The organism is Calidithermus chliarophilus DSM 9957 (genome assembly GCF_000430045.1).
GTDB lineage: Bacteria > Deinococcota > Deinococci > Deinococcales > Thermaceae > Calidithermus > Calidithermus chliarophilus.
This window is the reverse complement of record NZ_KE387023.1, coordinates 3,022,137-3,048,028: the sequence shown is the minus strand read 5'-3', so window position 1 is coordinate 3,048,028 and position 25,892 is coordinate 3,022,137. Positions and strand designations below refer to the sequence as shown.

Below are 25,892 nucleotides of genomic sequence, written 5' to 3'. Positions count from 1 at the left end.
CCTCGACGAGCTGCTGCTGGGCGAGGCCGAGCCGGAGCGGGCCCTGGCCTTCGGGCTACAGCCGGGGCTGGCCCTGGCCCTGGCCCTGATCGAGGCCCCGGCCCCCCTCGGGCGGCACCGCCTGGCCGAGACCCGGCGGCGCGAGGCGCTGGCGCGGCTCAAGCAGGCGGCGGGGGCCTACCTCGAGCGCCTGGGCGTGCCCTACCTGCTCTCGGGGCGCGGGGCGCGGGCGGTGGTGGTCTGGCAGGTGCACGACGTGGCCCGCGAGGTGCAGGGCCTGCTCTCCACCGCGCCCGAGGGGGTGCGGCTGGGCTACTCGGCCGTCCACCACGACCCCTCCGAGGTGCAGGCCGCCTACCGCGAGGCCCTGATCGCGCTCAAGGCCGCGCGGGCGGGGGAGGCGCTGGGCTTCGGGCAGCTCGACCCGGTGGCCTGGGTGCTGCTGCAGCAGTCGCCCGAGGACCTCAAGGCCCTCGTCGAGCGCTTCCTGCCGGTGCCGCCCAAGCAACTGCGCACCCTCGAGCGCTACCTCGAGCACTCCGGCGACCTCGCCGCCACCGCCGAGGCCCTGCACGTGCACCCCAACACCCTGCGCTACCGGCTGCAGAAGATCGAGGAGCGGCTGGGGGCCTCGCTCAAGAGTCCCGAAACCCTGGCGCGCCTTCATCTGGCCTTGCGGGCGCGGAGCCTGGCTGAGGAGGGGGAGCGCTGAGGCCGCCGAGGCCGAGGGCGGGGTTGTGCTGGCGGGCGTCCTCGAGCAGCTCCTCGAGCGCCCCCTCCTGCCACAGCTCCCACAACGCCCGCACGGCGCGGGGGTCGAGGGACTCGAGCTGCAACTGCCGGTAGGCCTCCTGCGGGGTGAGGGCCCGGCGGTAGGGGCGGCGGCTGGTGAGCGCGTCCCAAACGTCGGCCACGGCCAGGATGCGGGCCTCGGCCCCGATGGCCTCGCCGCTGAGCCCGTCGGGGTAGCCCTTGCCGTCCATGCGCTCGTGGTGGTGGCGGATGCCCGGGAGGTGGGGCTCGAGGGCGCGGGCCTGGCGGGCGATGTTGTAGCCGATGAGGGTGTGGCCCTCGACCAGCTCGCGCTCGTCGGGGTCGAGCTTGCCCGCCTTGTTGAGCACGTGCTCGGGCACCCCGATCTTGCCGATGTCGTGCAGCAGCCCGGTGATGTAGAGCTGGTAGGCCTGCTGGGGGGTCCAGCCCAGTTTCCGGGCGATGAGGCGGGCGTAGGCCCCCACCCGCTGGGAGTGGCCGCGGGTGTAGGGGTCGCGGGCGTCGATGGCGGCCGAGAGGGCCTGCACGGTGTCGCGGTAGAGGTCCTGGTTGCGCTGGCGCTCGACCTCGAGGGCCTGCGAGAGCGCGTTGAAGCCCTCGGTGAGGTCGCCGAGCTCGTCCCAGGCGATGGCGCTCACCCGCACCCCGGCCTGCCCGGCCCGCACCTGCCGCATGGCCTCGAGCACCGCCCCCACCGGCCGGGCCACCTCCCGCGACAGCAGCACCCCGCCCGCCAGCACCAGCGCCAGCCCCGACGCCAGCCCCCAGGCGATGAGCGCGGGCAGGGCGGCGGGGTCGGGGGCGGTGCCGTAGCCCTGGAGCTTGAAGTAGGCCAGCAGGGCCACCTGCCCCAGCGGCAGCAGGCCCAGCGCCACCATGACGCCGAGCACCTTGACCAGGAAAGGCACCCGCAGCCGCGACCACGCCACCACCGCGTCGCCGTGGCGCGCCCGCAGGTGGGCCAGCAGGCGCTGGGACTCGGCCGCGCCCACCAGGTACTCGACGGTGGCGTGGAGTGCCGCGTTGAGGGGGTACCAGGGCAGCAGGTAGAGCATCTCCCCGGGCCCGGTGGGGAAGCCGCCGTAGCGGTGGGCCAGGTAGACCAGGGGGAAGAAGGCGGCCAGGATCGCCAGCAGGTGCGGGCCCATCACCCGCCCGGCCGACAGCAGCGGCCACAGGCTCAGGGCGTGGTAGGCGGCGCGGGCGGCCTCGAGCCCCCCGCCCCCCTCGGCGAAGAGCCGGTGCGCGGGGGCGAGCTGGCGGCGGGCCAGCCACAGGTCGGCCGCGGCCATCGGCAGGCTCACCAGCACGCCCAGCCCGGCCGCGTACAGCCAGGCCCAGGGCTCCCAGGCGAAGTAGAGCCCGTGCACGATGAGCGCGTTGAACAGTACCGCGAGCGAGCCCCAGAAGTAGGCCCAGACCGACCGGCGCAGGAAGGTGGCGAAAAGGCGTTGCTCCGTCGTCATCCCTTAATCCCAAGAATAGCCTGCCGATGGGAAGATTCCTGGTTACTTTAGCCCAGCTTGTATACTGCCGCATGTGTACGGGATCCTGGTCTGGCCCCCCGAGGAGCTGGGGGAGTTCTTGCTCGAGCTGCAGCGCCAGCACCGGGTCAAGGGCTTCGGCCCGCCGCACCTCAACCTGCGCCAGCCCTTCGAGTGGGGGCACGGCGAGGAGTCGCTGAGGAAGGCGGTACAGGGCATCCTGCGCAGCCACGCCCCCTTCCGGCTGCGCCTGGGGGGCTGGGCCAGCTTCCCCCAGGGGGTGGTGTACCTGCGGGCCTACGGCGGCGCCCCCTTCCGCAAGCTGCACCACGCCCTCGAGCCCCTGGCCCCGCCCCTCAAGGAGATCGAAGGCCCTAGCTACATCCCCCACCTCACCCTGGCGCTGGGGCTCAGCCCCGAGGCGGCGCAGGAACTCGCCCGGACCCTGCCCTCACCGCGCCGCAAGTCCTTCGTGCTGCGCGAGGCCGCCCTGGTGCAGGACAACACCGACGGCGACTTGGTCGAAGTCGCGCGCTTCCCGTTCGCGGGCTGAACGATGGCGGCGCCGGTCTACCTGCGGCTGCTCGAGGCCGAGAAGCACTTCGGCGAGCGCAAGCTCCTGAGCCGGGCCAGCTTCCGGCTGTCCCGGGGCGAGAAGGCCGTCCTCATCGGCCCCAACGGCGCGGGTAAGACCACCTTGTTCCGCATCCTGGCCGGCCGGGAGAGCCTCGACGGGGGCCGCCTGGAGCGCTTGGGGGGGACCCGGGTCTTCTACCTCCCCCAGGACTTCCGGCCCAAGGGGGGCAGCGTGTGGGAGCTGGCCTACCGCAGCACGCCGCTGTGGGCGGCGGAGCAGGCGCTGGGGCGGGTCCTCCCCGAGGAGAGCGCGGCCGCCTGGGAGCGGGTGCGCGAGCTGAGCTTCTGGAAGGGCCGCATCGGCCGCACCCTGGCCGACTTCGGCCTGGGGCAGGAGCTGTGGGAGCGCGAGGTGTCGGGGCTCTCGGGCGGGGAGGGCGTGCGGCTGGGGCTGGCGATGGCCTTCCTCTCCGGCGCCGAGGTGCTGCTTTTGGACGAGCCCACCACCCACCTCGACCTGCGGATGCGCCTGCGCCTGGAAGAGTTGCTGCTGGCCTACCCCGGCGCGCTGGGCCTCATCTCCCACGACCGCGCCTTAGTGGGCCGCGTCGCCAGCACCGTCTACCACCTCGAGGCCGCCCAGCTCATCCGGGTGGCGGGCGGCTACGCGACCTACTTGCAGGAGAAGGAGCGCATCCAGCGCACCGTCGAGAAGGCCCGCAAGGAGGCCGAGAAGGAGCGCGCGCGCCTGCTCGAGGCCCTCCCCGACCGCCGCCGCCCCGGCCAGGACCGCCGCCGCGCCCAGAAGGCCCAGCTCGAGCAGCGCGCCGAGCGCATCGAGGCCCCCGACCCCCTGCCCCCCGAGCGCCGCTGGAGCCTCGAGATCGCCGCCGAGGGCACGCCCCGCCTGGTGGCCGAGGTGCGCGACCTCGAGAAGCGCTACGGCGAGCAGCCCGTGCTGCACGGCGTCAACCTGCGCGTCTTCCGCGGCGACCGCATCGCCCTGCTGGGCCCCAACGGGGCGGGGAAGACCACGCTGCTGCGGCTGCTGCTGGGCCGCGAGTGGCCCGACGCCGGGGAGCGCGAGGTCATGCCCGGGGTGCGCACCGCCTACCTCGACCAGCACCTGCACGGCCTCGAGCCCGACAAGAGCCTCTTCGAGCAGTTCCGCGAGCGCTTCGGCGAGGCCCGCGCCGCCGTGATGCTCGGCCGCATGCGCTTCCGCCCGCCCCACTGGTTCGACCCCCCCAGCCGCTTCTCGGGCGGGGAGCGGGCCCGCGCCGGGTTGGCCCTGCTCTCGGGGCTGCGGGCCGGGCTGCTGGTCCTCGACGAGCCCACCAACCACCTCGAGCTCGAGCTGCTCGAGGCGCTCGAGCGCGCCCTCATCGACTACCCCGGCACCCTGCTCTTCGTCTCCCACGACCGCGCCCTGGTGCAGAAGGTCGCCACCCGTTTCTGGGGCATCGAGGGGGGGCGCCTGGTCGAGTACCCCAGCTACCGCGAGGCCGAGGCCGCCATGCTGGGCAAGCCCGCCCTGCGGCAGAACCCCTACGGCGAACTCCCCTACGAGCCCGAAGCCCCGGCACAAGACCGCGACCTCGAGGCCGAACGCCTGGCCCTGCGCGAACGCCTGGACCACCCTGGCCTCAGTGAGCGCGAACGGGCCCGCCTCCGCGCCGACCTGCAAGCCCTCGAGGACGAGCTCCACCAGCGCTACGCCGCCGAGTTCTACCAGCCCCACCCCTACCGCCACGCCGTGATGCAGGGCGGCGTTCCCGTATTCGCCGACGTGGAGCTCGACCTCTGGCACTTCTGGAGCCGCGAGGGCTCCCTCACCGGCGAACGCGCCGGCGGCGCCGTCCTGCTGGCCGGCGAGGCCCCCCGCCGCACCCTCCAGGGAGCCCTACGGATCCTGTTCGAACTCGAGGACGCCGGCCTCGTCACCCACCAGGGCAAAACCTACGAACGCTCCGCCTACGAGCGCCCCTTCACCCGCCCCTCCGCCCCCACCCCGCGCAGGCACAGGCAGCGTAGACGGAAGCCCAGGGCTGGGACTGTGTAGGGAGGCGGAAAGCCCGTGGGGAACCCCTCCCCGCCAGCGTCAAGGGTCTAGGGTCGAGGGCCAAAGCGTCTTGCGTTTGGCGTCTGGCGTACGGCGTAGGACGTACGACGTACGACCCGCGCCCGACTATCAGCTATGGGCTATCCGCTACCGACTATCAGCGTCTCACGCCCTCACCTCCCGCCGCCGGGCAGCTCCCAGCGCCCGGGGGCGAAGGCGGGCTCCACGACCAGAACCCGCCCCCCGCGCAGGACCAGCGGGTACACCCACACCCGCCGCTCGACGGGCGAAACCCCGTCGTAGGGGTGTTCCCCGCCCAGGTAGTCCTTGAAGGGGCCGGGGGCGGGCCTCACGCGCTCACGGCTTCGCGCACCTGCCGCTTGATGCGGGCGAGCACCGCCTGCAGGCCCCGCAGGCGCAACGGCGTCACCACCTCCTCGAGGCGGGCCAGGGTGTAGAAGTCCTCGGGGACGCTCAGCACCGTCTCGGGCGACTCCCCCTCCAGCCCCTCCGCCAGCATCCCGGCGAAGGCCCGCACGGTGGGGGCCTCCTTGGGCGCGTCGAAGAAGAGGTGCACGGCGGGGCCCTCGAGCTCGGCGTGCACGAAGAAGGGCGTGGTGCACTCGTGGACCTGCTCGAGCTTGGCCTCCATGCCCTCGGGCAGGGGCGGCATCTTCTTGGCGAACTCCAGCAGCATCTCGGTCTTGAGGACCTTGGGGGCCGACCCCAGGGCCTTGACCACCTGCTGGAGCTTGGGCGGCAACTGGGCCAGGCGTTCCTCGTGGCTCATGCCCTGGATTCTACTTTCCGGCCCCCAGCCCCATGGTGTCAGCCCGCACCCTGGGCCTGCTTGAGCCTCCAGAGGTCCTGGGCAAGGCCCAGGTAGTTGCGCACGTGCCCCGCCTGGGTGCCGTAGCTAAGGTAGAGCACCCGGTGCACGCCCGCGGCGAGCTCCTCGGGGCTGGCGCTCTCGCCCATGATCGCGACGACCTCCGCGACCACCGGGCCGTAGAGGGTATCCGGCGGGGTCAGCTCGGCCATCCCCAGGGGGTCGTAGATCTCCAGGTAGGTCTGGACCTGGGCCTCGAGCGGGACGTTCATCCGTCCAGGATAAGCCCGGCCGGGTCGCCCGAACGTATACTGCCTCCCCGCTCCACCCGCGCCAGCATGCCCCTCCGCCCGCCGACGAGCCCCTCGAGGGCGGGGCAGGCGGCGTAGAGGTGGGCGCAGGGGCTGCAGCGCAGGGTGACGACGAGCACCGCTTCCCCTACCTGCAGCCGGGTCCCGGGCTCGAGGCCCATGGGATCGAAGTCGAGCACGACGTTCTCGCCCAGCGAGCCATGGGGCAGCTCGAGGCCCTGCGAGGCCAGGAAGCCGTAGGTGGCCTGCCCCAGCAGCAGCACCTGCCGGTCGGGGCGCTTGCCCGCCTTGCGGTCGCCCTCGACCCCGAAGCCCTCGACCAGGCACACCGACTCCCGCGCCGGGCGGGGCAGGCCGCGCTCGGGGCCCGCGTGCAGCGAGAGCACCCGGCCCATCAGCGGTGCCAGTCGGCGAACTGCCGCGCCGTGCGGCCGGAGAAGCCCCGCCCCTCCTGGGCGAAGCGCAACGCGGCCTGCCGGGTCGCGTCGTCGAGGTCGCGCTCGAGCAGGTAGCTCACCGTGCGCAGGAAGCCCTGCTGGTCGAAGGGGGGGAAGGTGAGCACCAGGCCGAAGCGGTCGGCCAGCGCCAGCTTGTTCTGCAGGGTGTCCCAGGCGGCGGGGTCGGTGGAGTCGGGGTCGGGGCGGTCGGCCCAGGACTCGTTGATGAGGTTGCGGCGGTTGGACGTGGCGACGACGAGCACGTTGGCCGGGCGCTGGTACACCGCGCCCTCCAGCAGGGCCTTGAGCTGGTGGAAGCCGGGGTCCTCGGCGCTGAAGGCCAGGTCGTCGAGGTAGAGCAGGAATTTGTGGGGGAGGGGGCGCAGGACCTCGAGCAGCGCCGGTAGCTGGTCCAGCCCCGGGTACAGCACCTCCACCAGCCGCAGCCCCCGCGCCGCGTAGGCGGTGCGCAGGGCCTTCACCGCCGTGGACTTCCCGCAGCCGCGCGCCCCGTACAACAGCGTGGACAGGGCGGGCTGCCCCTCCAGGAAACGCTCGACGTTGGTGCGCAGCGCCGCGATCTGCCGCTCGAAGCCCACCAGGGCCGCGAAGCTCACCGGGTCGGGGTTGGGCACGGCCTCGAGCCGCCCCCCGAAGAGGTAGGCGCTGTGGCGGGCGAAGGCGCCGTAGCCGTGCTGGCGGTAGAGGTGCAGCAGGCTCTGGGCGTCGCCCTGCTCGAGCACCTCCAGCGCCGCGACCTCGGCCGGGAGCGGAGGGCGCAGCCCGAAGCTCGCCAGCCGGTCGGAGGTGCGCAGCACGTGCAGCCGCTGGCGCAGGGCCAGCAGCTCGTCCTCGATCACCTGCGCCAGGCCCGGGCTCAGCCCCTGGGTCAGCAGCTTGCGGGCCAGATCCTCGGCCTCCAGCAGCAGCGCGGCCAGCCGCCAGCCCCAGGGCTCGCCCTCGGGGAGGTCGGCCTCGAGCAGTGCCCGGCGGGGCGGCTCGGGGAGCGGGGGGAAGAGCGTGGACACGCAGCTATTGTACCGGCGGGGCCTCGCGGTCGCTGACCTCGGCGGGGAGCTCGCTCAGGGGGTCGAGGTCTAAGAAGGTGTCCACCAGCGTGGGGTCGAGCTTGCGCCCGCGCTGGTACTCGAGCTCGTCGAGGATGCGCTCGCGGGACCAGGCCTCCTTGTAAGGGCGGGGGTGGCTCAGCGCGTCGAAGGTATCGACCACCGCGAAGATGCGCGCCAGCAGGGGGATGCCCTCGCCCTTGAGGCCCTCGAGGTAGCCCTGCCCGTCCCAGGCCTCGTGGTGGTAGCGCACGACCTCGAGGGTCTCGCGCGGCAGGAAGGGCACCTTGCACAGCATCTCGTAGCCGATGTGCACGTGCATGCGCATGAGCTGCCACTCCTCGGGGGTGAGCTGGTCCTCCTTGAGCAGGATGCGGTCGGGCACGCCCAGCTTGCCGATGTCGTGGAGGTAGGCCCCCCAGCGCAGGTACTCGCGGTCGCGGGTGTCGATGCCGATCTGCGCCGCCAGCCGGTCGGCCCAGTTTGCCACCCGGTGGGTGTGGCCCTGGGTGTCGTGGTCGCGGTACTCCAGCGCCACCCCCAGCGCCAGCAGGGTGCCGTCGTAGGCGGCCTCGAGCTGTTGCAGCGCTTCCATCTGGCCGAGCTGCGCCCCCATCACCCGCGCGAGCGAGGTGGCGAGCGCCTTCTCGTCGGATTGGAAGGGCCTGGCCCCGTCGCGCGCCAGGATCAGCACGCCCAGCGAGCGGCCCTGGCGGGCCGAGACCGGCACGGCCGCGCTCGACCACTTGGTGCTCTCCGGCACGCCCTCGAGGTAGCTGCCCAGCGAGAAGGAGTCGGTGAGGGTGGCCCGCATGCTCAGTTGCTGGCGCGGCAGCTTGCGCCCCTGGTAGCGCTTGAGGTCGCCCCGCGCGCTGATGACCACCGGCTTGCCCTCGCGGAAGCGCACGAAGGCGATGTGGGGGGCCACCTCGAGCTTGGCCACCGCCTCCACGCCGGTCTCCACGAGCTCGGCGGTGTCGGGGGCCGCGCTGATGTCGATGGAGCCCTCCTCGAGCACCTGCATCTGCCGCAGAGTCTCCTGCATCTGCACCTGCTGGCGCAGTTCGCGCTGCCGCCACAGGGCCAGCAGCACCAGCGCCAGCACGCTGGGGAGCACGCCGTGGGGCATGAAGTCAGGCTCGAGCGCACGGTCCCGGAAGATGAACAGGGTGCCCATGTAGCCCAGGTACAGCGGCACCAGCCACGCCAGGCTGCGCTGCCCGTCGCGCCACACCCAGGGCAGGAGGGGGATGAACCCGAATAGGCCCAGGGTCTGGGTCGCACCCAGCTCCCTCGAGCCGTACCCCCAGATCACCAGCCCCAACAACGAGGCCCACCTGTGGGCCTGGGGGATGAGCGATAAGCGGTTAAGTATGGAATGAATCAGCCTTCCCACGAGACGCGCTAATGGTATCACGCGAAATTGGGGCCGTTCGGGTGATTTGCACATCGGCCATGAACCGGCTTCATACCGGGCTTTGGAGCGTCAGGGACATTTCTCACGGCGGGTCACGAAGCCTGCGAAAGCTCGGGGTCGGCTCGGGCAACTTGGACAATCCTCACTTATCGTCCTTCCCCCGGCCCTCCAGCGCCCCGGACACCGTTTCCTCCGGCGAACCAGGCCACGGGGCCGGTCGCGGGTTTTGGCCTTCGTTAGGAATAGTCGCAGGGTGGGGCGAGGAGCCGCGCCTGCTGCAAAGAAAGACCCCAGGAACTCAGTCCTGGGGTTTCGTCTGGTGCCCCCACCAGGGCTCGAACCTGGAACCTACCGATTAAGAGTCGGGAGCTCTACCAATTGAGCTATGGAGGCGAGTTTTTCGCGTCAGGTTCTGCGCCTGACAGCGTTCACAAGTCTAGCCAACTCCGCGCGCTCTGTCAAGCGGGGCTTCAGCGCAGGGCCCGGGCCATCTCCAGGTAGCGCCCGTAGGCCTCGAGGTCGAAGGCGTTGGGTAGCTGAAAAGGACCCACGAAGACGGTCGGCGTGCCCTGGAGGCCCAGGCGCAGGGCCTGGCGGCGCTCCTCCTCCACGACTTGCAGGGTCGCGGGGTCGGCCAGGCAGCGCTCGAAGCGCCGGAGGTCGAGCCCGAGCTCCTCGGCCCGCTCGCGCACCTCGAGGCCCCGCACGAACAGCAGGTCGTGGTACAGCAAGAACTTGCCCTGCTGGGCGGCGCACTCGCTGCCCTGGGCGGCCTGGGTGGCCCGCGGGTGGATCTCCACCAGCGGGAAGTGGCGGTAGCTGACGCGGGCCTGCCCCTTCCGGACGTAAGCCCGGACCAGCTCCGGCATGACCTCGAAGGCGAAGCGGCGGCAGAAAGGGCACTCGAAGTCGGAGAAGACCCGGATGACGGGCCCCTTGGTGCCGAGGAGGTAGCGGTCTTGGCCGAAGTCGTGGCGCTCGAGGGGGGCCAAGGCGAAGCTCAGGTTCGAGGCGAGCTCGAGGCGGAAGTCGAAGCCGTCGGCCACCTTCACACTGACAGGCCCCCGCCCCTTGAGGCTGCCCGCGTTGGCCTTGACGTAGTCGGCGAACGCCTGGCGGATCTGCGGGTTGCCCAGCGCGGCCGCCAGCACCTCCCCGGCCCGGCCGGGGTCGCCCGCGGGCCCCTGGTAGGAGACCTTGTACAGCCGCTTGCCCAGGCTCTGGACCTGTACCCTGGCGCTGCCGTAGGCCCAGCTCGAGCCCGCCGCCCGCACCTCGAGGGCCTTGGCGAACTGCTCGACCGGGTACGTGATTTGCGCCTGCGCCAGCCCCAGCAGGAGGGCGCCGAGCAGAAAAACCAGGCGCATGCCGCTCAGACCTTCACGAACTCGTCGACCGTCAGCACGAACACCACGGCCCCCCCGACCTTGACCTCGACCGGCTGGGCCAAAAAGGGGTCCGGGGCCTCGGCTAAGGGGACGCCGGGCGTGATGAGGCGGGTGCGGGTGCGGCACTTCTCGCGGATGAGCTCCTTGGCGGCCTCGAGCTGGTGCTCCTCCAGGCCGATGAGCAGCGTGGTGTTGCCTTCGCGCAGGAAGCCGCCGGTGCTCGAGAGCTTGGTGCTCTGGATGCCGATCTCGCCCAGCGCTTTGATGAGTCCCGGGGCGTCGGCGTCTTGGACGATGGTGATGAGGAGTTTCACGTGCTATGAGTATATCAGCCCGCCCTCACTCCTGAGCAGGCTTGATCTTGGTGAGGTTGCGGGGGGAGAATTGGAAGCTCAGCCCCTCGCCGCCTCCGGGGACCGCATACTCACGGTTGCCGGTCCTGTAGGCGCCCCGCAGGTTGAACTGACCCCGGATGATGCTGATCCAGTTGTCGCTCGTGAGGGTCAATCCCTGGCAGTTTTTCACGCTGACGATCCCGGCTTCGTCGATCTCCTGACAGCGCGCGTTGGCCCAATCCACGGTAAAACCCCCGTTGGCGAGGTAATCCGCCAGGAGAACCCCGCTGGAATCTGTCGAGGTGACCTGGATCCTTCCAGAGGTGACGGTCGTGGAGAAGTCGGGGGCCGTGAGTTTCTGGGGATCGCCCAGCGCGGTTACGCCCTCGAGGGCTCGGATGTAGATAAACAGGGTCCATTTGTCGTCATTGGCGGGATCAGGCCCCGGGTTGGCCGCGCCGGTCGCCGTGGTGGCCACGGTTCTGCGGGCGACGGGATAAAAAGCGACGAACCTGAGGGAAGTCTCGCCCGCGGCAGGCGGGATGATCGCGCTCAAGATAGGGTCGGTGCCGGCTTCCCAGGTGCTGTTGTTGGTTCTCGGGTTCTGCACCGTGTACCCGCTGCTGTCCCCGCCGTTGAGCAGGATCCGCGTACCGGGCGGGTAGATGTATAGGGCTGTTGCCAGGAAGTCGTTGACGACGTTCCCGGCGGATCGCAAATCCTCCAGGAGTACTTGCGAAGTCTGCACGTAGCGGGCCGTGTCGCTCCCGCTCCGCAGCCCTACGACGATCAGCCCCAGCAGGAGGATGGTGATGCTCGAGGCCAGGAGCAGCTCGAGCAGGCTAAAACCGCGGTTTCGCATAGCAACTCCTAGAAAGACGGTGCCGCGATCTGGGTACGAAACTCATATTCCTTGCCCCGGGCGCTCCTGATCTTGATGAGCACCTGCCGCATGACGACGACCGAATAGGCTTTTCCGGAGGCGTCGGTGCCGCTAACCCGCGTGACGTTCGCTTCAGGGTTGAACTCGACGAGCTCAAACCCCTTGGGAGGGGGCACGAGCGGCGGCCCCTCGGGGGAGCGCGGATAGGCGAAGGTGCTCGGGTCGGCGTTGAAGCCGCTGTGGGTCGACCACTCGGCCCTCAGGGCGTCGAAGTAGCTCCGTGCGTAAACCTGAGCCTGGGTATCGATCTGGGCCTGGCTCGTCCCGCGGAAACTGCTGGCGAAGTAGGCGAACAGCAGCACCGTGATGGCGATGATCACCAAAGCCACCATCACCTCGATCAGGCTCAGCCCGTCACGGCGCACGCACGACCACCTTCCCCATGTACCCCACCACGTTGACGAGCAGGCGCTTGCCGCCCGGTCCCTTGACCTCGATGCTGGTATTGCCGTCCGGGGTGGTCGAGTAGGGTGCTGTGTACACGATGCTTATCGTATCCTCGGTCCTGGTGGAGTTCAGGGTACTGTTGCCGGGTAACGTGTAAGCCTTCAGATCCCCAACAGGCCCCACCAAGTAGCTGTTTTCCCCCTTGGTGAAGCGGAGCTCGTAGCTCGTGGAGGTGCGGCGGGCCTTGTTGCGGGCGTCGAGCAGGTGGCCCGCCAACTGGTTCGCGGCGTCACGCGTCAACAAATTCTGGCGGTATGAAATGTAGCTGCTAATGCCTAGGGTGAGAAAGATCGCGAGAACTCCTAAAACAACCAGGATTTCGATCAGGGTAAGGCCGGCTCTACGCTTCATTGAGTCCTCTTGACCACTTGCCACTCTCCCCGGATAACCTGCAAAACCTGCTCCTGAACGATGCGCGGCCGTAGGCGACTGTCGTGGTAGATGGTCAGGCCCTGCTGGGTGAACACCCCGGTATCCGCAGCGACCAAACCGCCGCGCAAGTCCCACTTGCCCTGGGTGTATGAGCCGTTATTGTCGGAGGGGGCCACGGCGAAGATGGCGTTGGCTGAGTACATCAGCCCGTCCAGGCGCAGCGCGCCTTCCCGGCCGATCAGCCCGCCCTGACCGCTGTCGATCCACAAGTTTTTCAGGTTCGGCGACTGCCAGGCTGAAGGGTTGAGCTCGTACACCGCCATTTTGCTGAGGATGGTCGTAACGTCCTCCGGGGTCAAGTAGATGTCGCCGACATCCTTATCCCCTTCACACACGTCCACGATGTTACCCGCCTGGATGGTGCGGTACTGATCGTACGGGTCAGGGTTGTGCTTGCACTGGGCGTAGTAGATCGTGTCCCCGCTGTACCGGTAAAAGCGCGGGGTTGCCACCTTCCCGGTCAGGAAGCGGTAGAGCTCGCTCCTGTTGAAGTTGGCGATCTCGGTCAGGGCGAAGTTGGGGCGATACTCGTAGCTGTCGGGCTGGTCCCTCGCCGCGGTGTTCCGCCCGCACAGCTTCCGTTCCTCGTCCGTCAAATCGGTACGGCGGCAGAAACTGAACGAGCCCTGGATGTACTGATCCTTAATGCTCAGATCGATGGGTTCCTTGCTGTTGGACGTGTTTTGTCCGGTATTCACCGACAAATAGTCGCCCACGAGGATGTTCCCGACAGCGACGAGGCTGAGGCTGGGGAGACTCGAGGGGTTCTTGTAGTCGCACGGGTCATTCCCGCAGAAGTAGGTAACATCCCCCAAAATATAGATGTTCCCGCGGGCGACGATCGTTCCATTGCCCTGCACCTTACCGCGGATGATGACGTCCCCGTTGACGAAAATGGTCCCTTTGATGTCGATAGGGGTCTGGGCTCCGTCGATGATCAGGTTGGTCGGGCTCAGGCCCAACTGCTCCGAATCCCGGGTGGTGGGGGTTTCCCCAGGATCCCAGGCCAGGGTCCCGGTGGGGTTCTCCTGCATGGCAGCCGTGATGCTCCCGTTGGGGTAGACGTCGCTGTTGCCGCTGATGCTGCTGTTCACCTCGTCGTTCCACTCCTGGTCGCTTATCGCCCGGTTGGCGTCGACGTCGCGAACGGGGAGGGGGAAGGCGTCCGGCAAGGGGCCATCGGGGAACTTGCCGCCGAACGGGGCTAGGGCGGCAGGGGTGCTGTCGGGGTAGTTCCGGTAGAAGTTCTGCACGATAGAACAGTTACTGGCGATGGAGCAGTCGGCTATGGTGGGGCGTAGTTGGTTGTCGGCAGTGATCCTGTTGTCGCCCGGGGTGAGCGAGGTGAAGAGCCGGTCTGATACCCCGGTGGCCCCGTCTTTCTGACGCCTTACCGTCCCGCGGGTCAGGATGGAGCCGTGGACGATCCCGGCTTCCTCGTCGTCCCGCATGATCAGGTCCTCGAGCACGCCTACCTTGGTGCGCTTCCACGGGTTGGAGGCGCTGGGGGTGCCTTTGAAGGCGTCCATGCTCTTGATGTCTACGTGGCAGAAAACGCACTCGGCCTTGTTGGTCAGGAGCGCGAAGTCGAAGGGGAAGAAGTCGCGCTTGATCTCCCAGCGCTGGCGGATCTGCCGCACGGTTTTGCCGTCGGGAAGCGTCCCCCTCGACTCCGCCTGGAGGACTATCGCCTTGATCTTGCCGTCGGCTTCTAAGACGTTGTCCTCCCGCCGGACCGAGAAGTCATAGCGTGAGCCGTCGGGCAGGCTCTTGCCCCCGGAGATTTGCTTTCCAACCTCGAGCCCGATCTTGTTCAGCAGGGTGCTGTAAGTCGTGAGGTTCAGGTTGTCTTTGGAAGCGTTAACCCAATCCTCGCTCCAGCGGATCTCGTGCCAGACCTTGACCAGGGCGTCCTCGAGCCCTGCCTCCGCGGCGAACTGGGCTTGTGAGGTGCGCAGCATGTCCCCAGCGTTGCGCTGGTTGTTGATGGCACTTGTCGTGGCAATACTGAGAAGAATAACGACGATCACCATGAAGATTAGCGCTGACACCAGGGCGATGCCCGAGGACTGTCGCATCATGAACATCTCCTTAATGTTGTAACAAAAGTAACGGAGGATCGCATTAAAACCAACCCCTTCACGGGGGTGTTCACAGGAGGCCCAGACCCCTGGCCCGCTCGAGCGCCTCCACGCGGTTGCGCGCGTCGAGCTTGGTGTACAGCCGCTCGAGGTGGTCCTTGACCGTCTCGGGCGAGAGCCTGAGGTCGCGGGCGATCTCCTTGGTGGACTGGCCCTTGGCGAGCTGGGTCAGGACCTCCTTCTCCCGCGGGCTGAGGGTGGGGAGGTCGGGGAGTTGGAGCTTGGGCTCGAGGCCCTGCGCGAGGCGGCCCAGGCGCTGGCCCAGCTCCTCGGGGGGCATCTCCTTCGACCAGTAGGCATCGGCGCCGGCTTGGGCGGCTTGGTAAACGAGCGCGGGCTCTCCGAAGGTGGTGAGCATGACGATGAGCCCGCCGTAACCTCCTTCGCGCAAGCGGCGCGCCGTGCTGAGGCCGTCGAGTTCAGGCATGCGGATGTCGAGCAAGACGGCGTCGGGCTCGAGTTCTTGCACGTCGTGCACGGCTTTGAGGCCGTCGCTGGCTTCGGCCACGACCTCGTAGCCCTGCAGCTCGAGCGCCGCCCGCAGGCCCATCCGGAAGAGCGGGTGGTCGTCGGCGATGATCAGGCGCACGCTACTACCGTAACACTTTTAACCCCTCCCAGGCACGAGGGCTTCCAGGGTTGGCGCAGCGTGACGGGTGGCCGGGGCTCAGCCGAGCTTGACCCGCAGGCAGGCCCCGCCGAGGGTTCCGGGCGCGTCGCGTAGGCTCCCGCCGTGCAGCTCGGCCACCCGGCGCACGATGAACAGCCCCAGGCCCGCGCTGCCGGCGCGGATGCCGCGCAGGCGCTGGCTGCGGAAGGGCTGGGAGAGCTGCTCGAGCGGCTCCTGCAGGCCGGGGCCGTCGTCCTCGACCTCGACCCAGCCCTCGCCGCAGCGCAGCACGACGCGGGTGCGGGCGAAGCGAAGGGCGTTCTCGATGAGGTTGGAGAGGGCGCGCTCGAGCAGGTACTTGTCGGCGCGGGCCTGGCCGAAGCCGCCGACCTCCAGCGTCACGCCCTTCTCGGCGGCCCGCCGCTGGAAGCGCAGGCGCATGTTCTCCAGCACCGACAGCAGCAGCACGGGCTCGGGCTGGGGGCGCTGGTTCTCCATGCGGCTGGCGGTGAGCAGGTTCTCCACGAGCTGGTAGGAGCCGGAGAGCTCGAGCCACAGCTCGTGCAGCAATTGCTTGCGCTGCTCGGCCCCGATGGCGTCGGCGCGCTCGAGGTACTCCAGCGCGCGCATCCCGGCCAGCAGGGGGGTCTTGAGGTCGTGGGCTAAGGTGGCGTAAAGGGCCTCGCGGGCCTCGAGCAGCTCCTTGATGTGCACCAGAAGCTCCTCGATGCCCGAGCGCAGCTCGGCGATCTCGAGGGGCGGCGGCTCGCTGGGGCGGGGGAGGCTGAGGTCGGCCAGGGTGCGCTGGGTGCCGCGCATGTAGGCGACGGCGCGGGTGAGCTCGGTGAGCGGGCGCAGCAGGGTCGAGGTGAGCAGCGAGCCCACCAGCACCGCGACGAGCACCAGCACCAGCAGCCAACCCACCCGGGCCCCCGTGGAGAGGAAGCTGCTCTGCGGGTCGAGCAGCCACATCCCCAGGATGAAGACGCAGTTGGGCACGAAGACCAGCGCGGCGATGATCCAGAACAGCCGTTGGCGCATCGGGGATTACTCGCGTCCGGCCGAGAGCACGGCCAGGAAGGCCTCCTGCGGCACGTCCACCTTGCCGATGGACTTCAGCCGCTTCTTGCCCTCCTTCTGCTTCTCCAACAGCTTCTTCTTGCGGCTGACGTCGCCGCCGTAGCACTTGGCGAGCACGTCCTTGCGCAGCGCCTTGACCGTGGCGCGGGCGATGATCTTGCCCCCGATGGCCGCCTGCACGGGCACCGCGAACTGCTGGCGGGGGATCACCTCGGCGAGCTTGTCCACCATGCCGCGGGCGATGGAGTAGGCCTTGTCGCGGTGGGCGATGAAGGCCAGGGCGTCGACGGGCTCGTCGTTGACCAGCACCGTGACCTTGACCAGGTCGCCCTCCTGGTAGCCCGCCTGCTCGTAGTCCATGGAGGCGTAGCCCCTCGAGAGGCTCTTGAGGCGGTCGTGGAAGTCGTAGAGGATCTCGCCGAAGGGCACCTCGTAGCGCAGCTCGACGCGCTTGCTGCCCCCGGCCCCGCCCAGGTAGTTCATCTGGGCCATGCGGCCGCGCTTCTCCTGCAAGAGCTGCATGATGGGGCCCACGTACTCCTCGGGCGTGTAGACCGTGAGCTTGACGTAGGGCTCCTCCATGACCTCGATGGTGCCGGGGTCGGGCATCATCGAGGGGTTGTGGACCTCCTCGACCGTGCCGTCGGAGCGCATGACCCGGTAGATCACGCTGGGGGCGGTGGCGATGAGGTCGAGGTCGAACTCGCGCTCGAGCCGCTCCTGCACGATCTCGGCGTGCAGCAGGCCTAAGAAGCCGCAGCGGAAGCCGAAGCCCAGCGCCTCCGAGGTCTCGGGCTCGAAGTTGAGGGCCGCGTCGTTGAGCTTGAGCTTCTCGAGCGCGTCGCGCAGGCGGTTGTAGTCCTGGGTGTCGGTGGGGTAGATGCCGGCGAAGACCACGGGCTTGGCGGGCTTGAAGCCGGGGTAGGCCGCGTCGGTGGGGTTGGTGGCGAGGGTGATGGTGTCGCCCACCTGGGTGTCGCCGATCTCGCGGATGTTGGCGGTGAGCCAGCCGACCTCGCCGGGGCCCAAGCCGCCGGTGGGCTCGAGGCTGCCGGGCCGGAAGACCCCCACCCGGTCCACCTGGAACTCCTTGCTGTTCGACCAGATGCGGATGCGGTCGCCGGGCCGGATGCTCCCCTCGAAGACCCGCACGTAGGGGATGACGCCCTGGTAGGCGTCGAAGATGGAGTCGAAGATCAGGGCCTTGGCGGGGTCGGCCGGCCGGCCTTTGGGCGGCGGGACACGCTCGACGATGGCCTCGAGGATGTCCTCCACACCCAGCCCGGTCTTGCCGGAGGCGAAGACCACCTCGTCGGCGGGCAGGCCCAGCACCTCCTCGATCTCCAGCGCGACCTCCTCGGGCCGGGCGGAGGGCAGGTCGATCTTGTTGACCACCGGGATGATGGTGTGGTCGTGCTCGAGGGCGAGGTAGAAGTTGGCGATGGTCTGGGCCTCCACGCCCTGGGAGGCGTCCACGACCAGCAGCACGCCCTCCACCGCCGCCAGCGCCCGGCTCACCTCGTAGCCGAAGTCCACGTGCCCGGGGGTGTCGATGAGGTTGAAGGTGTAGGTCTGGCCGTCCTTGGCCTCGTAGAACAAGCGCACCGCGCTGGCCTTGATGGTGATGCCGCGCTCGCGCTCGAGCTCGAGCGAGTCGAGGAACTGCTCGCGCATTTCCCGGTCCGACACCGCCTTGGTCATCTGGAGGATGCGGTCGGCCAGGGTGGACTTGCCGTGGTCCACGTGCGCGATGATGGAGAAGTTGCGAATGCGTTCCTGCACAAACCGTATCTTATCCGATGCTTCGGCGGGCGGTTCGCCGGGGGGGCACAAAGGGGTCTGTACGTCGTACGCCGTACGCCGAACGCCAAACGCAAGACGCAAAACGCCAGACGCAAAACGCCAGACGCAAGACGCCCCTTCTTCACCCCCCTTAGCAAGGGGGGCTGGGGGGATAAACCCTCCCCGCGCGCGGGGAGGGCCGGGGTGGGGTAACCACGAGCCTTCCGCTGATTGCTGATGGCTGACCGCTGATAGCTGGCAGCTCGCCGCTTACCCCTCCCCGCCTGCCTTATGATTGGTCCATGAATCTGGCGACGCCGCAATCGCTGCGTTTCGCGCTGCGCTATGCCGGGCAGCCTGCGGGGGAGCAGCGGCTGACCCTCGAGCCCATGGGGCGGGGGTCGAAGCTAGTGCTCGAGGCCCAGGTGGACCTGCCATCGCCCCGCACCAGGCACCGATGGGAGAGCGACCTCGACCCCAGGGGCTTTCCCCGCCGCTACGTCGAGCGGGTGGAGGGCAACGGGGGAGGGGTGATGGAGGTGGACTTTTCCCGCGAGGACGGGCTGGTGGTGGTGAGCCAGGGCAAGGACGACTTCGCCATCCCCTACGTCTGCGACCTCCACGACCCCCTCTCGCTGGTGGTGGCGGTCTCGAGGCTGGAGCTCGAGGTGGGCGGCGTGGCCCAGTTCGGGCTGGTGGGCGGGCGGGCCTACGCCGAGCGCCTGCCCGACCAGACCCTCACCCTCGCCTGGGGCGAGACGCCGGTGCGGGTCTACCGGCTGCGCCCGGGCCTCTCGCTGCTGTACTTCGACCTCGAGGGCTACCCGGTGCGCCTGACCCAGAAGGTGGGCGACCACGTCTTCGAGGCCGAGCTGCTGGCCGTGGAGGCCGTGCAGCCCAAGCCCAAGGAAAAGGAAGGCTCGCCGGGGCGTAACCGCAACCGCCGCCGCCGGCGCCGCCGCTTCGAGTGAGCCTCAGCGCTCAGCCCCTTCAACCCGACGCCATGATCCGAACCGCCGAGCAAGTCCGTGACCGTTTCGCCAACCGCCGCATGACCGTCGAGTACGGCGACGCGCTGGAGACCGTACGTACCATCCTGAGGAGCGTCGAGCTCGAGGGCGACGCGGCCCTCGACCGCTGGAGCGAGCAGCTCGACGGGGCCCGCGTGCAGGAGATCCCCAAGCGGGAGTGGCGCGAGGCCTACGAGGGCCTCGAGGCCGGCCTGCGCGACGCGCTCGAGACCGCCAAGGAGCGCGTCGAGGCTTTCTACCGCAAGGAGCCGCAGGGGGGCTTCCTCGAGGCCACGCCCGAGGGGGTGCTGGGCCAACTGGTGCGCCCGCTGGACCGCGTGGGCGTCTACGTCCCCGGGGGCAGTGCCCCCCTGATCTCCTCGGTGCTGATGGCCGCCGTGCCCGCCAAGGTGGCAGGGGTGGGGGAGATCGTGCTCGCCAGCCCGCCCCGGGTGCACCCGGCCATCCTGGCGGCGGCCTGGGTGGCCGGGGCCGACCGGCTCTTCGCCATGGGCGGCGCCCAGGCCATCGCCGCGATGGCCTACGGCACCGAGCGGGTGCCCCGCGTGGATAAGGTGGTGGGGCCCGGCAACCGCTACGTGGTGCTGGCCAAGCGCGAGGTCTACGGCTCGGTGGGGATGGAGGCCCTGCCCGGGCCCACCGAGACCCTCATCGTGGCCGACGCCTCCGCCGACCCCCGCCTTCTGGCCGCCGACCTGCTGGCCCAGGCCGAGCACGGCCCCGACTCCGAGGCCTGGCTGCTCTCGCCCGACGGGGAATTGCTCGAGGCCGTGGCGGCCGAGCTCGAGCACCAGCTCTCCAGCCTGCCCCGCGCCGACATCGCCCGCCAGGCCCTCGCCCGCAGCGGTTTGGTGCGCGTCGAGAGCCTGGAGCAGGCCCTCGAGTGGGCCAACCTTTACGCCCCGGAGCACCTGTGCCTGTCGGTGCGGGAGCCGCTGGAGCACCTGGGCCAGGTGCGCAACGCCGGGGGGATCTTCCTGGGCGAGCACTCCTGCGAGGCGCTGGGCGACTACATCGCCGGGCCCAGCCACGTGATGCCCACCGGGGGCACCGCCCGCTACGGCGGAGGGCTGGCGCTGCGCGACTTTTTGAAGGTGATCCCGGTGGTGGGGCTGTCGGGTCAAACTGCCGCGCGCTTGGCGCGGTTGGGTGCTAGGCTGGCGAGGGAAGAAGGGCTGGAGGGCCACGCCCGGGCCCTCGACCTGCGCGCCCGTCATGAAAGCTGAAACCCTCTCGCGCTCGCTAAAACGAAAATTCTACGTCTTCGGCGTGCTGCTGGGCACGGTGACGATGCTCATCACCTGGGCCTTCAAGGCCGGGCAGAGCCCCTTCATCCTCTACGGCTACCCGGTGCTCATCGCCGCCACCCTCGGCATCGGGTGGCTGGCCTGGACGCGCAGCCACCTCATCGAGCGGCTCGAGGGGGGGCTGTTCTTCGCCATCTCCGGCTTCTTCCTGGGCAAGATCGGCTTTCTGATGCTCTTCGCCCAGGACCGCCAGCAGGCGTGGGTCGAGGTCCAGGCGGGGTACTGGGCCCTGCTGTTCGCCTACCTCTTCGCCTTCCTGGCCTTCAGCGCGCCCAAGGCGCTGTGGCTGAGCCTCACGGTCAACGCGGCGGCCTTCGCCATCAACCTCGCCATCCTCCTGCCCTCCGTCGCGCGGGGCGGCGCGGCCGACGAGCTGATCGAGGCGGGGCGCTTCGGGGTACGTACCCTCACCCTCATCCTGCTGCTGTACCTGCTGGCGCAGTACAAGGCTGCCCTCAGCGACGAGCGCCGCCGGGGCGTAGAGCTCTTCGCCGAGGCCCGCACCGACCCCCTGACCGACCTGCCCAACCGCCGGGCCCTGGAGGAGCGGCTACGGGAGCGCGTCGCCCAGGGCCGGCCCTTCACGGTGCTGATGATCGACGTGGATCACTTCAAGGGCTTCAACGACCGCTACGGCCACGCCGCCGGCGACGCGATCCTGCGGCACGTGGGCCAGCGGCTGCGCCGGACCCTGCGCGAGGGCGACCTTGTAGGCCGCTGGGGCGGCGAGGAGTTCGCCGTGGTGAGCGGGGAGGGCTCCCTCGCCCAGGCCAAGCTCCTGGCCGAGCGCCTGCGCCAGCACGTCTCGGAGCGCCCGATCGACGGCCAGTACGCCGTCACGGCCAGCTTCGGCGTGGCGGTTTACGAGCCGGGGGAGAGCCTCGAGGAGCTGCTCGAGCGCGCCGACACCAGCCTGTACCAGGCCAAGCACGGCGGGCGCAACATGGTGGTGGGCTAGCCGGAAGGTCTTCCGGCGGCCCGCCGGGCCGGCTTCACTTCCTGAGCTTGGCCTTGGGGTCGGGCAGGCGCGTCCGGTTCCACTCGGGCAGGTGGCGCAGGGCGACGGGGATGCCCACGCCGAAGCCGAACCACAAGTAGGACGGGGCCTGGCCCACCCCGGCGGCGACCAGCGGCAGGCACAGCGCGACCAGCGCGACGGCGCGGTAAAGGTTGCGCGCGAGCAGGTAGGCCAGCCCGATCAGCGCCACGCTGAACCCGAGCATAAGGGGGTGGACGGCCAGCAGGACCCCGGCAGCGGGGGCCAGCCCCTTGCCCCCGCGCCCCAGCAGCCAGGCCGAGTAGCAGTGGCCCCACACCGCGGCGGCGCCCGCCAGGAGCCCGGCCTCGAGGCTCTTCCCCAAAAACTCCCCGATGGCCACGGCCATCAGGCCCTTGGCGACGTCGAGCACCAGCACCATCAGCCCGGGCACCACCCCCAGCACCCGCATCGCGTTGAGCGAGCCCACGTTGCCCGAGCCCTCGCCCAGCAGGTTCTTGCCCTGCAAAGCGCCGAACCAGTAGGCGAAGGGGAGGCTGCCAAAGAAGTAACCGGCCAACAGCGCGTTGAGGTAGTCCATAAAGTCCCACCCTAGGCTAGCAGGAAGGGGGCCTGGCCGGGAGGGCGTGGCGGGCGGCCTGCAATTTTGAGGGGAAGGGGCTTGTCGGAGTACAAAAGTGTATTGACCTGGTCCCCGTGCGTTCGTATAGTTATGCAGATGGAAAGGCGAGTGCGACGACCGCGAGCTTGAGCTAGGGACGTCAACTTGCCGTTATTCGGGCGGGGCGCGTCCCCGCCCGAACTATGCAGCGCCTCGAGCGAATGGAGAAGATGAGCATGAAAATCGTTTTGGCCTACTCCGGCGGTCTGGACACCAGCATCATCCTGAAGTGGCTCATCGAGCACTACAGCGCGGAAGTCATCTGCTTCACCGCCGACATCGGGCAGGGGGAGGAGGTCGAGGAGGCGCGCCTCAAGGCACTAAAGACCGGCGCGAGCAAGGCCTACGCCCTCGACCTGCGCGAGGAGTTCGTGCGCGACTTCGTCTTCCCCATGTTCCGCTCGGGGGCGCTGTACGAGGGCTACTACCTCATGGGCACCTCCATCGCCCGGCCCCTCATCGCCAAGCACCTCGTGCGCATCGCCAAGGAGGAGGGGGCCGAGGCCATCGCCCACGGCGCGACCGGCAAGGGCAACGACCAGGTGCGCTTCGAGCTCACGGCCTACTCCCTCGAGCCCTCCATCCGGGTGATCGCCCCCTGGCGCGAGTGGGACTTCGTGGGCCGGCCCCAGATGATTGAGTATGCAGCCATGCACGGCATCCCGGTCCCCGTGACCCTGGAGAAGCCCTACTCCATGGACGCCAACCTGCTGCACATCTCCTACGAGGGGGGCGTGCTCGAGGACCCCTGGGCCGAGCCCCCGGCGGGCATGTTCCGCCTCACCAAAGACCCCTGGGACGCGCCCAACGAGCCGGAGCTGGTCGAGATCCAGTTCGAAGGCGGCGACGCGGTGGCGGTCAACGGCGAGCGCCTGAGCCCGGCCGCCCTGCTGACCAAGCTCAACGCGATCGGCGGGCGGCACGGCATCGGCCGGGTGGACCTGGTGGAGAACCGCTTCGTGGGCATGAAGTCGCGCGGCATCTACGAGACCCCCGGCGGCACCCTGCTCTACCACGCCCGCCGTGCGGTGGAGAGCATCACCCTCGACCGCGAGGTGCTGCACCAGCGCGACCAGCTCGCCATCAAGTACTCCGAGCTCGTCTACAACGGCTTCTGGTTCGCCCCCGAGCGCGAGGCGCTGCAGGCGTACTTCGACCACGTCTCCCGCACCGTCACCGGCACCGTGCGCTTCAAGCTCTACAAGGGCAACATCATCCTCGCCGGGCGCCGCTCGCCGCTGAGCCTCTACGACAAGAGCCTGGTCTCCTTCGACGAGAAGGGCGGCTACGACCAGGCCGACGCCGAGGGCTTCATCAAGCTCAACGCCCTGCGGCTGCGGGTGCGGGCCAAGGCCCAGCCGAAGGACTAGGGCGTGGGACAGCAGCGCATGAGCCGGGACACCCCCCAACGCACCTGGGGCGGGCGCTTCGCCGAGGCCCCCAACGAGCTCGCCCAGCAGTTCAACGCCTCCTGGACCTTCGACCGGCGGCTGGCCCTCGTCGACGTCGAGGGCTCGCTGGCCCACGCGGCGATGCTGGCGAAGCAGGGCATCATCAGCGCGCAGGAGGCCGAGACCCTGAAGCAGGGGCTGCTGCAGGTGCGCCAGGAGATCGTGGAGGGCACCTTCGTCTGGCGGGAGGAGCTCGAGGACGTGCACATGAACGTCGAGACCCGCCTGACCGAGCTCGTGGGCCCGGTGGGCGGCAAGCTGCACACCGCCCGCAGCCGCAACGACCAGGTCGCCACCGACCTGCGCCTGTGGTTGCGCGGGGAGCTCGGGGCGATACTGGGCGAGCTCCAGGCCCTGCGCCGGGTGCTGGTGCAGCAGGCCGAGCGCTACCTCGAGCCCCCCCTCATCCTCCCCGGCTACACCCACCTCCAGCGGGCCATGCCGGTGCTGTTGTCGCACTGGTTCCTGGCCTACTACGAGATGGTGTCCCGGGACGCGGGCCGGATCGAGGATGCCCTGAACCGCCTCAATGAATCGCCCCTCGGAGCCGCGGCCCTGGCGGGTACGGGTTTTCCGATTGACCGCCACGCCACCGCCGAGGCGCTGGGCTTCGCGCGGCCCATGCGCAACTCGATGGATGCGGTGGGCTCGAGGGACTTCGCCCTCGAGGCCCTCGCGGCCTTGGCCATCGGGCAGCTCACCCTCTCGCGCCTGGCCGAGGAGCTGGTGCTTTACACCTCCTTCGAGTTCGGCTTCGCGGTGCTCCCCGACGCCTTCAGCACCGGCTCCTCCATCATGCCGCAGAAGAAGAACGCCGACATCGCCGAGCTGATTAGGGGCAAGTCCGGGAGGGTGCTGGGCAGCTTCGTCACCCTGGCCACGGTGGTCAAGGGCCTGCCGCTGGCCTACAACAAGGACCTGCAGGAGGACAAGGAGCCCCTCTTCGACGCCTGCGACACCTACCGCGCCTCGCTCAAGCTGATGGCGGCGATGCTGCCGGGGCTGGCGTGGAAGCCCGAGCCCATGGCCAAGGCCGCCGAGTCGGGCTTCTCCCTGGCGACCGAGCTCGCCGACTACCTGGCGCAGCAGGGCCTGCCCTTCCGCGAGGCCCACCACGTGGTCGGGCGCGTCGTGCGCTACTGCGCCGAGGCGGGCAAGGAGCTGCGCGACCTCGAGCTCGCCGAGCTCCAATCCTTCCACCCCCTCTTCAGCGCCGAGGCCCTGGGGCTCACCCGGCTCGAGACCGCCATCCACCGACGACGCTCCTACGGCGCCACCGCGCCGGAGCGGGTCAAGGAAGCCGTCGAGGTCGCCAAGCGAGAGGTCGGTCTTTAAAGGGCGCCGGGAGCGCCCACCCTGGAGGCAAGCATGAGCACCCTGATCGAAGTCGGAACCACGCGGCTGCCGGACGTGCGCTGGGACGCCAACGTCGAGCTGCGCAAGGCCAAGATGAAGGACGTCGAGCAGATCTACACCCTCATCAAGTACTGGGCCGAGCGCGGCCTGATGCTCGTGCGCAGCCACAACCACCTCTACGAGAACCTGCGCGACTTCTTCGTGCTCGAGGACGAGGACGGCCACATCGTCGGCAGCGGCGCGCTGCACGTCCTCTGGCACGACATCGCCGAGGTGCGCGGCCTGGCGGTCCACCCCGAGCGCCAGGGGCAGGGGCTGGGCCGCTGGCTGGCCCTGGCCGCCGAGCGCGAGGCCAAGGACCTGGGCATCCCGCAGATCTTCGCCTGGACGCTGCAGGTCAAGTTCTTCACCGGGCTGGGCTACCACGTCACCACCCGCGAGAACCTGCCGCCCAAGGTCTACCAGGAGTGCAGCCAGTGCCCCTTCTACGACAACTGCCGCGAGATCGGGGTGACCAAGGTGCTCGACCCCGACAACGCCTTCCGGAAGTAGCCCCGGCTGTTCACCGCCGCGGGGCCGGGTAAACTTCAGCCATGGGTCTTCTCACCGACTACCTAGCCGCCGCCCTCAAGTCCGCCAGCTACCAGCCCGGGGAAGGGGGCTTCATCGAAGGGGCCGTGCCGGAAATCCCGGGCCTGCTGGTGCGGGGCCGCACCTTCGAGGAGTGCCGCGAGCGCCTGCGCAACGAGCTCGAGACCTGGCTCGCCCGGGCCCTGCTCTCGCACCAGATGCTCCCCGAGCTCGGCGGGGCCGGGACTACCCTGCAGGAGCTCGCCCTCAACACCCACCCCAGCACCAACCCCGTCGAGCAGGCCATCCTGCAGAACACCCGCACCATCCTCCAGGAGCTGCGCACCCTGCGCCGGGGCGGGGGAGGGGGCGGCGGGCGGCCCGAGGCCCCGCCGCCCCAGGCC

27 protein-coding genes and 1 tRNA gene are annotated in these 25,892 nt (G+C 69.4%); 10 read left to right on the top strand and 18 right to left on the bottom strand.

Annotated features, from left to right (window positions below; genetic code table 11):
* A partial coding sequence (locus MEICH_RS25215; RefSeq protein ID WP_036218579.1) for a PucR family transcriptional regulator occupies positions 1-712 on the top strand: 712 nt, incomplete at its 5' end.
* Here MEICH_RS25215 and MEICH_RS30190 read toward each other — a convergent pair.
* A complete protein-coding gene (locus MEICH_RS30190; RefSeq protein ID WP_245587656.1) occupies positions 636-2,240 on the bottom strand; it encodes an HD-GYP domain-containing protein in 1,605 nt (534 codons plus the stop codon). The genes MEICH_RS25215 and MEICH_RS30190 overlap by 77 nt on opposite strands.
* A 73-nt stretch (positions 2,241-2,313) precedes the next feature.
* Here MEICH_RS30190 and MEICH_RS0114715 point away from each other — a divergent pair, with 73 nt between their 5' ends.
* A complete protein-coding gene (locus MEICH_RS0114715) occupies positions 2,314-2,811 on the top strand; it encodes a 2'-5' RNA ligase family protein (protein ID WP_027893283.1) in 498 nt (165 codons plus the stop codon).
* A 3-nt stretch (positions 2,812-2,814) separates the two neighbouring features.
* On the top strand, positions 2,815-4,896 hold the full coding sequence (locus tag MEICH_RS0114710) for an ABC-F family ATP-binding cassette domain-containing protein (RefSeq protein ID WP_027893282.1): 2,082 nt from the start codon (positions 2,815-2,817) through the stop codon (positions 4,894-4,896).
* Positions 4,897-5,069: 173 nt separating this feature from the next.
* On the opposite strand, the gene MEICH_RS0114705 is transcribed toward MEICH_RS0114710, so the two are convergent.
* The 16 genes from MEICH_RS0114705 to lepA form a co-directional block, all read right to left on the bottom strand.
* Entirely contained in the window at positions 5,070-5,249 is a 180-nt protein-coding gene (locus tag MEICH_RS0114705) for a hypothetical protein (RefSeq protein WP_027893281.1), read from the bottom strand.
* A complete protein-coding gene (locus MEICH_RS0114700; protein WP_027893280.1) occupies positions 5,246-5,686 on the bottom strand; it encodes a SufE family protein in 441 nt (146 codons plus the stop codon). Before MEICH_RS0114700 ends, MEICH_RS0114705 begins: the two co-directional genes overlap by 4 nt.
* A gap of 38 nt (positions 5,687-5,724) precedes the next feature.
* The gene (locus MEICH_RS0114695; RefSeq protein WP_027893279.1) at positions 5,725-5,997 is read right to left on the bottom strand and encodes a hypothetical protein; all 273 of its coding nucleotides are present in this window, start codon (positions 5,995-5,997) and stop codon (positions 5,725-5,727) included.
* On the bottom strand, positions 5,994-6,431 hold the full coding sequence (locus tag MEICH_RS0114690) for an MOSC domain-containing protein (RefSeq protein ID WP_036218578.1): 438 nt from the start codon (positions 6,429-6,431) through the stop codon (positions 5,994-5,996). Before MEICH_RS0114690 ends, MEICH_RS0114695 begins: the two co-directional genes overlap by 4 nt.
* Complete coding sequence (locus MEICH_RS0114685) at positions 6,431-7,501, bottom strand: ATP-binding protein (RefSeq protein ID WP_027893277.1); 1,071 nt, start codon at positions 7,499-7,501, stop codon at positions 6,431-6,433. The genes MEICH_RS0114690 and MEICH_RS0114685 overlap by 1 nt, the downstream gene beginning before the upstream one ends.
* 4 nt (positions 7,502-7,505) lie before the next feature.
* Positions 7,506-8,867 carry an HD-GYP domain-containing protein gene (locus tag MEICH_RS25200; RefSeq protein ID WP_245587655.1) on the bottom strand — a complete coding sequence of 454 codons (1,362 nt, stop codon included), beginning with the start codon at positions 8,865-8,867 and terminating at the stop codon, positions 7,506-7,508.
* A gap of 407 nt (positions 8,868-9,274) precedes the next feature.
* Positions 9,275-9,350 (bottom strand) — tRNA-Lys (locus MEICH_RS0114675).
* 77 nt (positions 9,351-9,427) lie between these two features.
* On the bottom strand, positions 9,428-10,324 hold the full coding sequence (locus tag MEICH_RS0114670; RefSeq protein WP_027893276.1) for a DsbA family protein: 897 nt from the start codon (positions 10,322-10,324) through the stop codon (positions 9,428-9,430).
* Between the two features lie 5 nt (positions 10,325-10,329).
* Positions 10,330-10,659 (bottom strand): cyclic-di-AMP receptor, encoded by a 330-nt coding sequence (locus MEICH_RS0114665; protein WP_027893275.1) that lies wholly within the window; start codon positions 10,657-10,659, stop codon positions 10,330-10,332.
* Between the two features lie 25 nt (positions 10,660-10,684).
* Positions 10,685-11,542: a hypothetical protein gene (locus MEICH_RS0114660; RefSeq protein WP_027893274.1), complete on the bottom strand. Its 858-nt coding sequence runs from the start codon at positions 11,540-11,542 to the stop codon at positions 10,685-10,687.
* Positions 11,543-11,550: 8 nt separating this feature from the next.
* The gene (locus tag MEICH_RS27270; protein WP_051304178.1) at positions 11,551-11,988 is read right to left on the bottom strand and encodes a type IV pilus modification PilV family protein; all 438 of its coding nucleotides are present in this window, start codon (positions 11,986-11,988) and stop codon (positions 11,551-11,553) included.
* Positions 11,978-12,421: a type II secretion system protein gene (locus tag MEICH_RS27265; protein WP_027893273.1), complete on the bottom strand. Its 444-nt coding sequence runs from the start codon at positions 12,419-12,421 to the stop codon at positions 11,978-11,980. The genes MEICH_RS27270 and MEICH_RS27265 overlap by 11 nt, the downstream gene beginning before the upstream one ends.
* The gene (locus MEICH_RS0114645; RefSeq protein ID WP_245587654.1) at positions 12,418-14,583 is read right to left on the bottom strand and encodes a pilus assembly PilX family protein; all 2,166 of its coding nucleotides are present in this window, start codon (positions 14,581-14,583) and stop codon (positions 12,418-12,420) included. The genes MEICH_RS27265 and MEICH_RS0114645 overlap by 4 nt, the downstream gene beginning before the upstream one ends.
* Positions 14,584-14,653: 70 nt before the next feature.
* The gene (locus MEICH_RS0114640; protein ID WP_027893271.1) at positions 14,654-15,232 is read right to left on the bottom strand and encodes a response regulator; all 579 of its coding nucleotides are present in this window, start codon (positions 15,230-15,232) and stop codon (positions 14,654-14,656) included.
* A gap of 78 nt (positions 15,233-15,310) precedes the next feature.
* Positions 15,311-16,294, bottom strand: coding sequence for a sensor histidine kinase (locus MEICH_RS0114635; RefSeq protein ID WP_027893270.1), 984 nt, complete (start codon positions 16,292-16,294; stop codon positions 15,311-15,313).
* A 6-nt stretch (positions 16,295-16,300) separates the two neighbouring features.
* A complete protein-coding gene (lepA, locus tag MEICH_RS0114630; RefSeq protein WP_027893269.1) occupies positions 16,301-18,115 on the bottom strand; it encodes a translation elongation factor 4 in 1,815 nt (604 codons plus the stop codon).
* 302 nt (positions 18,116-18,417) lie between these two features.
* Here lepA and MEICH_RS0114625 point away from each other — a divergent pair, with 302 nt between their 5' ends.
* The 3 genes from MEICH_RS0114625 to MEICH_RS27260 are packed head-to-tail and all read left to right on the top strand — an operon-like array spanning position 18,418 to position 21,411.
* Positions 18,418-19,086 (top strand): hypothetical protein, encoded by a 669-nt coding sequence (locus tag MEICH_RS0114625; protein WP_027893268.1) that lies wholly within the window; start codon positions 18,418-18,420, stop codon positions 19,084-19,086.
* A 32-nt stretch (positions 19,087-19,118) separates the two neighbouring features.
* Positions 19,119-20,372, top strand: a complete 1,254-nt coding sequence (gene hisD, locus MEICH_RS0114620) for a histidinol dehydrogenase (protein WP_027893267.1) — start codon at positions 19,119-19,121, stop codon at positions 20,370-20,372.
* Positions 20,362-21,411: a GGDEF domain-containing protein gene (locus tag MEICH_RS27260; protein ID WP_084542314.1), complete on the top strand. Its 1,050-nt coding sequence runs from the start codon at positions 20,362-20,364 to the stop codon at positions 21,409-21,411. Before hisD ends, MEICH_RS27260 begins: the two co-directional genes overlap by 11 nt.
* 34 nt (positions 21,412-21,445) lie before the next feature.
* On the opposite strand, the gene MEICH_RS0114610 is transcribed toward MEICH_RS27260, so the two are convergent.
* On the bottom strand, positions 21,446-22,030 hold the full coding sequence (locus MEICH_RS0114610) for a glycerol-3-phosphate acyltransferase (RefSeq protein WP_027893266.1): 585 nt from the start codon (positions 22,028-22,030) through the stop codon (positions 21,446-21,448).
* A 257-nt stretch (positions 22,031-22,287) separates the two neighbouring features.
* Here MEICH_RS0114610 and MEICH_RS0114605 point away from each other — a divergent pair, with 257 nt between their 5' ends.
* The 4 genes from MEICH_RS0114605 to MEICH_RS25180 form a co-directional block, all read left to right on the top strand.
* A complete protein-coding gene (locus MEICH_RS0114605; protein ID WP_027893265.1) occupies positions 22,288-23,481 on the top strand; it encodes an argininosuccinate synthase in 1,194 nt (397 codons plus the stop codon).
* Between the two features lie 18 nt (positions 23,482-23,499).
* Complete coding sequence (gene argH / locus MEICH_RS0114600) at positions 23,500-24,897, top strand: argininosuccinate lyase (protein ID WP_027893264.1); 1,398 nt, start codon at positions 23,500-23,502, stop codon at positions 24,895-24,897.
* 33 nt (positions 24,898-24,930) lie between these two features.
* A complete protein-coding gene (locus MEICH_RS0114595; RefSeq protein ID WP_027893263.1) occupies positions 24,931-25,470 on the top strand; it encodes an N-acetyltransferase in 540 nt (179 codons plus the stop codon).
* A gap of 41 nt (positions 25,471-25,511) precedes the next feature.
* On the top strand, positions 25,512-25,892 hold a 381-nt coding region (locus tag MEICH_RS25180; protein ID WP_036218577.1), incomplete at its 3' end, for a type II toxin-antitoxin system HicB family antitoxin.

Excerpts from the sequence above, each read along its gene's own strand:
- MEICH_RS0114660 (WP_027893274.1), bottom strand. The coding sequence starts at position 11,542 with ATGCGAAACCGCGGTTTTAGCCTGCTCGAGCTGCTCCTGGCCTCGAGC.
- MEICH_RS30190 (WP_245587656.1), bottom strand. The coding sequence starts at position 2,240 with ATGACGACGGAGCAACGCCTTTTCGCCACCTTCCTGCGCCGGTCGGTC.
- MEICH_RS27265 (WP_027893273.1), bottom strand. The coding sequence starts at position 12,421 with ATGAAGCGTAGAGCCGGCCTTACCCTGATCGAAATCCTGGTTGTTTTA.
- MEICH_RS0114710 (WP_027893282.1), top strand. The coding sequence starts at position 2,815 with ATGGCGGCGCCGGTCTACCTGCGGCTGCTCGAGGCCGAGAAGCACTTC.
- MEICH_RS0114700 (WP_027893280.1), bottom strand. The coding sequence starts at position 5,686 with ATGAGCCACGAGGAACGCCTGGCCCAGTTGCCGCCCAAGCTCCAGCAG.
- MEICH_RS0114595 (WP_027893263.1), top strand. The coding sequence starts at position 24,931 with ATGAGCACCCTGATCGAAGTCGGAACCACGCGGCTGCCGGACGTGCGC.
- MEICH_RS0114690 (WP_036218578.1), bottom strand. The coding sequence starts at position 6,431 with ATGGGCCGGGTGCTCTCGCTGCACGCGGGCCCCGAGCGCGGCCTGCCC.
- hisD (WP_027893267.1), top strand. The coding sequence starts at position 19,119 with ATGATCCGAACCGCCGAGCAAGTCCGTGACCGTTTCGCCAACCGCCGC.
- MEICH_RS0114635 (WP_027893270.1), bottom strand. The coding sequence starts at position 16,294 with ATGCGCCAACGGCTGTTCTGGATCATCGCCGCGCTGGTCTTCGTGCCC.
- MEICH_RS0114610 (WP_027893266.1), bottom strand. The coding sequence starts at position 22,030 with ATGGACTACCTCAACGCGCTGTTGGCCGGTTACTTCTTTGGCAGCCTC.
- MEICH_RS27260 (WP_084542314.1), top strand. The coding sequence starts at position 20,362 with ATGAAAGCTGAAACCCTCTCGCGCTCGCTAAAACGAAAATTCTACGTC.
- MEICH_RS0114645 (WP_245587654.1), bottom strand. The coding sequence starts at position 14,583 with ATGATGCGACAGTCCTCGGGCATCGCCCTGGTGTCAGCGCTAATCTTC.
- MEICH_RS0114625 (WP_027893268.1), top strand. The coding sequence starts at position 18,418 with ATGAATCTGGCGACGCCGCAATCGCTGCGTTTCGCGCTGCGCTATGCC.
- MEICH_RS0114670 (WP_027893276.1), bottom strand. The coding sequence starts at position 10,324 with ATGCGCCTGGTTTTTCTGCTCGGCGCCCTCCTGCTGGGGCTGGCGCAG.
- MEICH_RS0114695 (WP_027893279.1), bottom strand. The coding sequence starts at position 5,997 with ATGAACGTCCCGCTCGAGGCCCAGGTCCAGACCTACCTGGAGATCTAC.
- MEICH_RS0114605 (WP_027893265.1), top strand. The coding sequence starts at position 22,288 with ATGAAAATCGTTTTGGCCTACTCCGGCGGTCTGGACACCAGCATCATC.
- argH (WP_027893264.1), top strand. The coding sequence starts at position 23,500 with ATGAGCCGGGACACCCCCCAACGCACCTGGGGCGGGCGCTTCGCCGAG.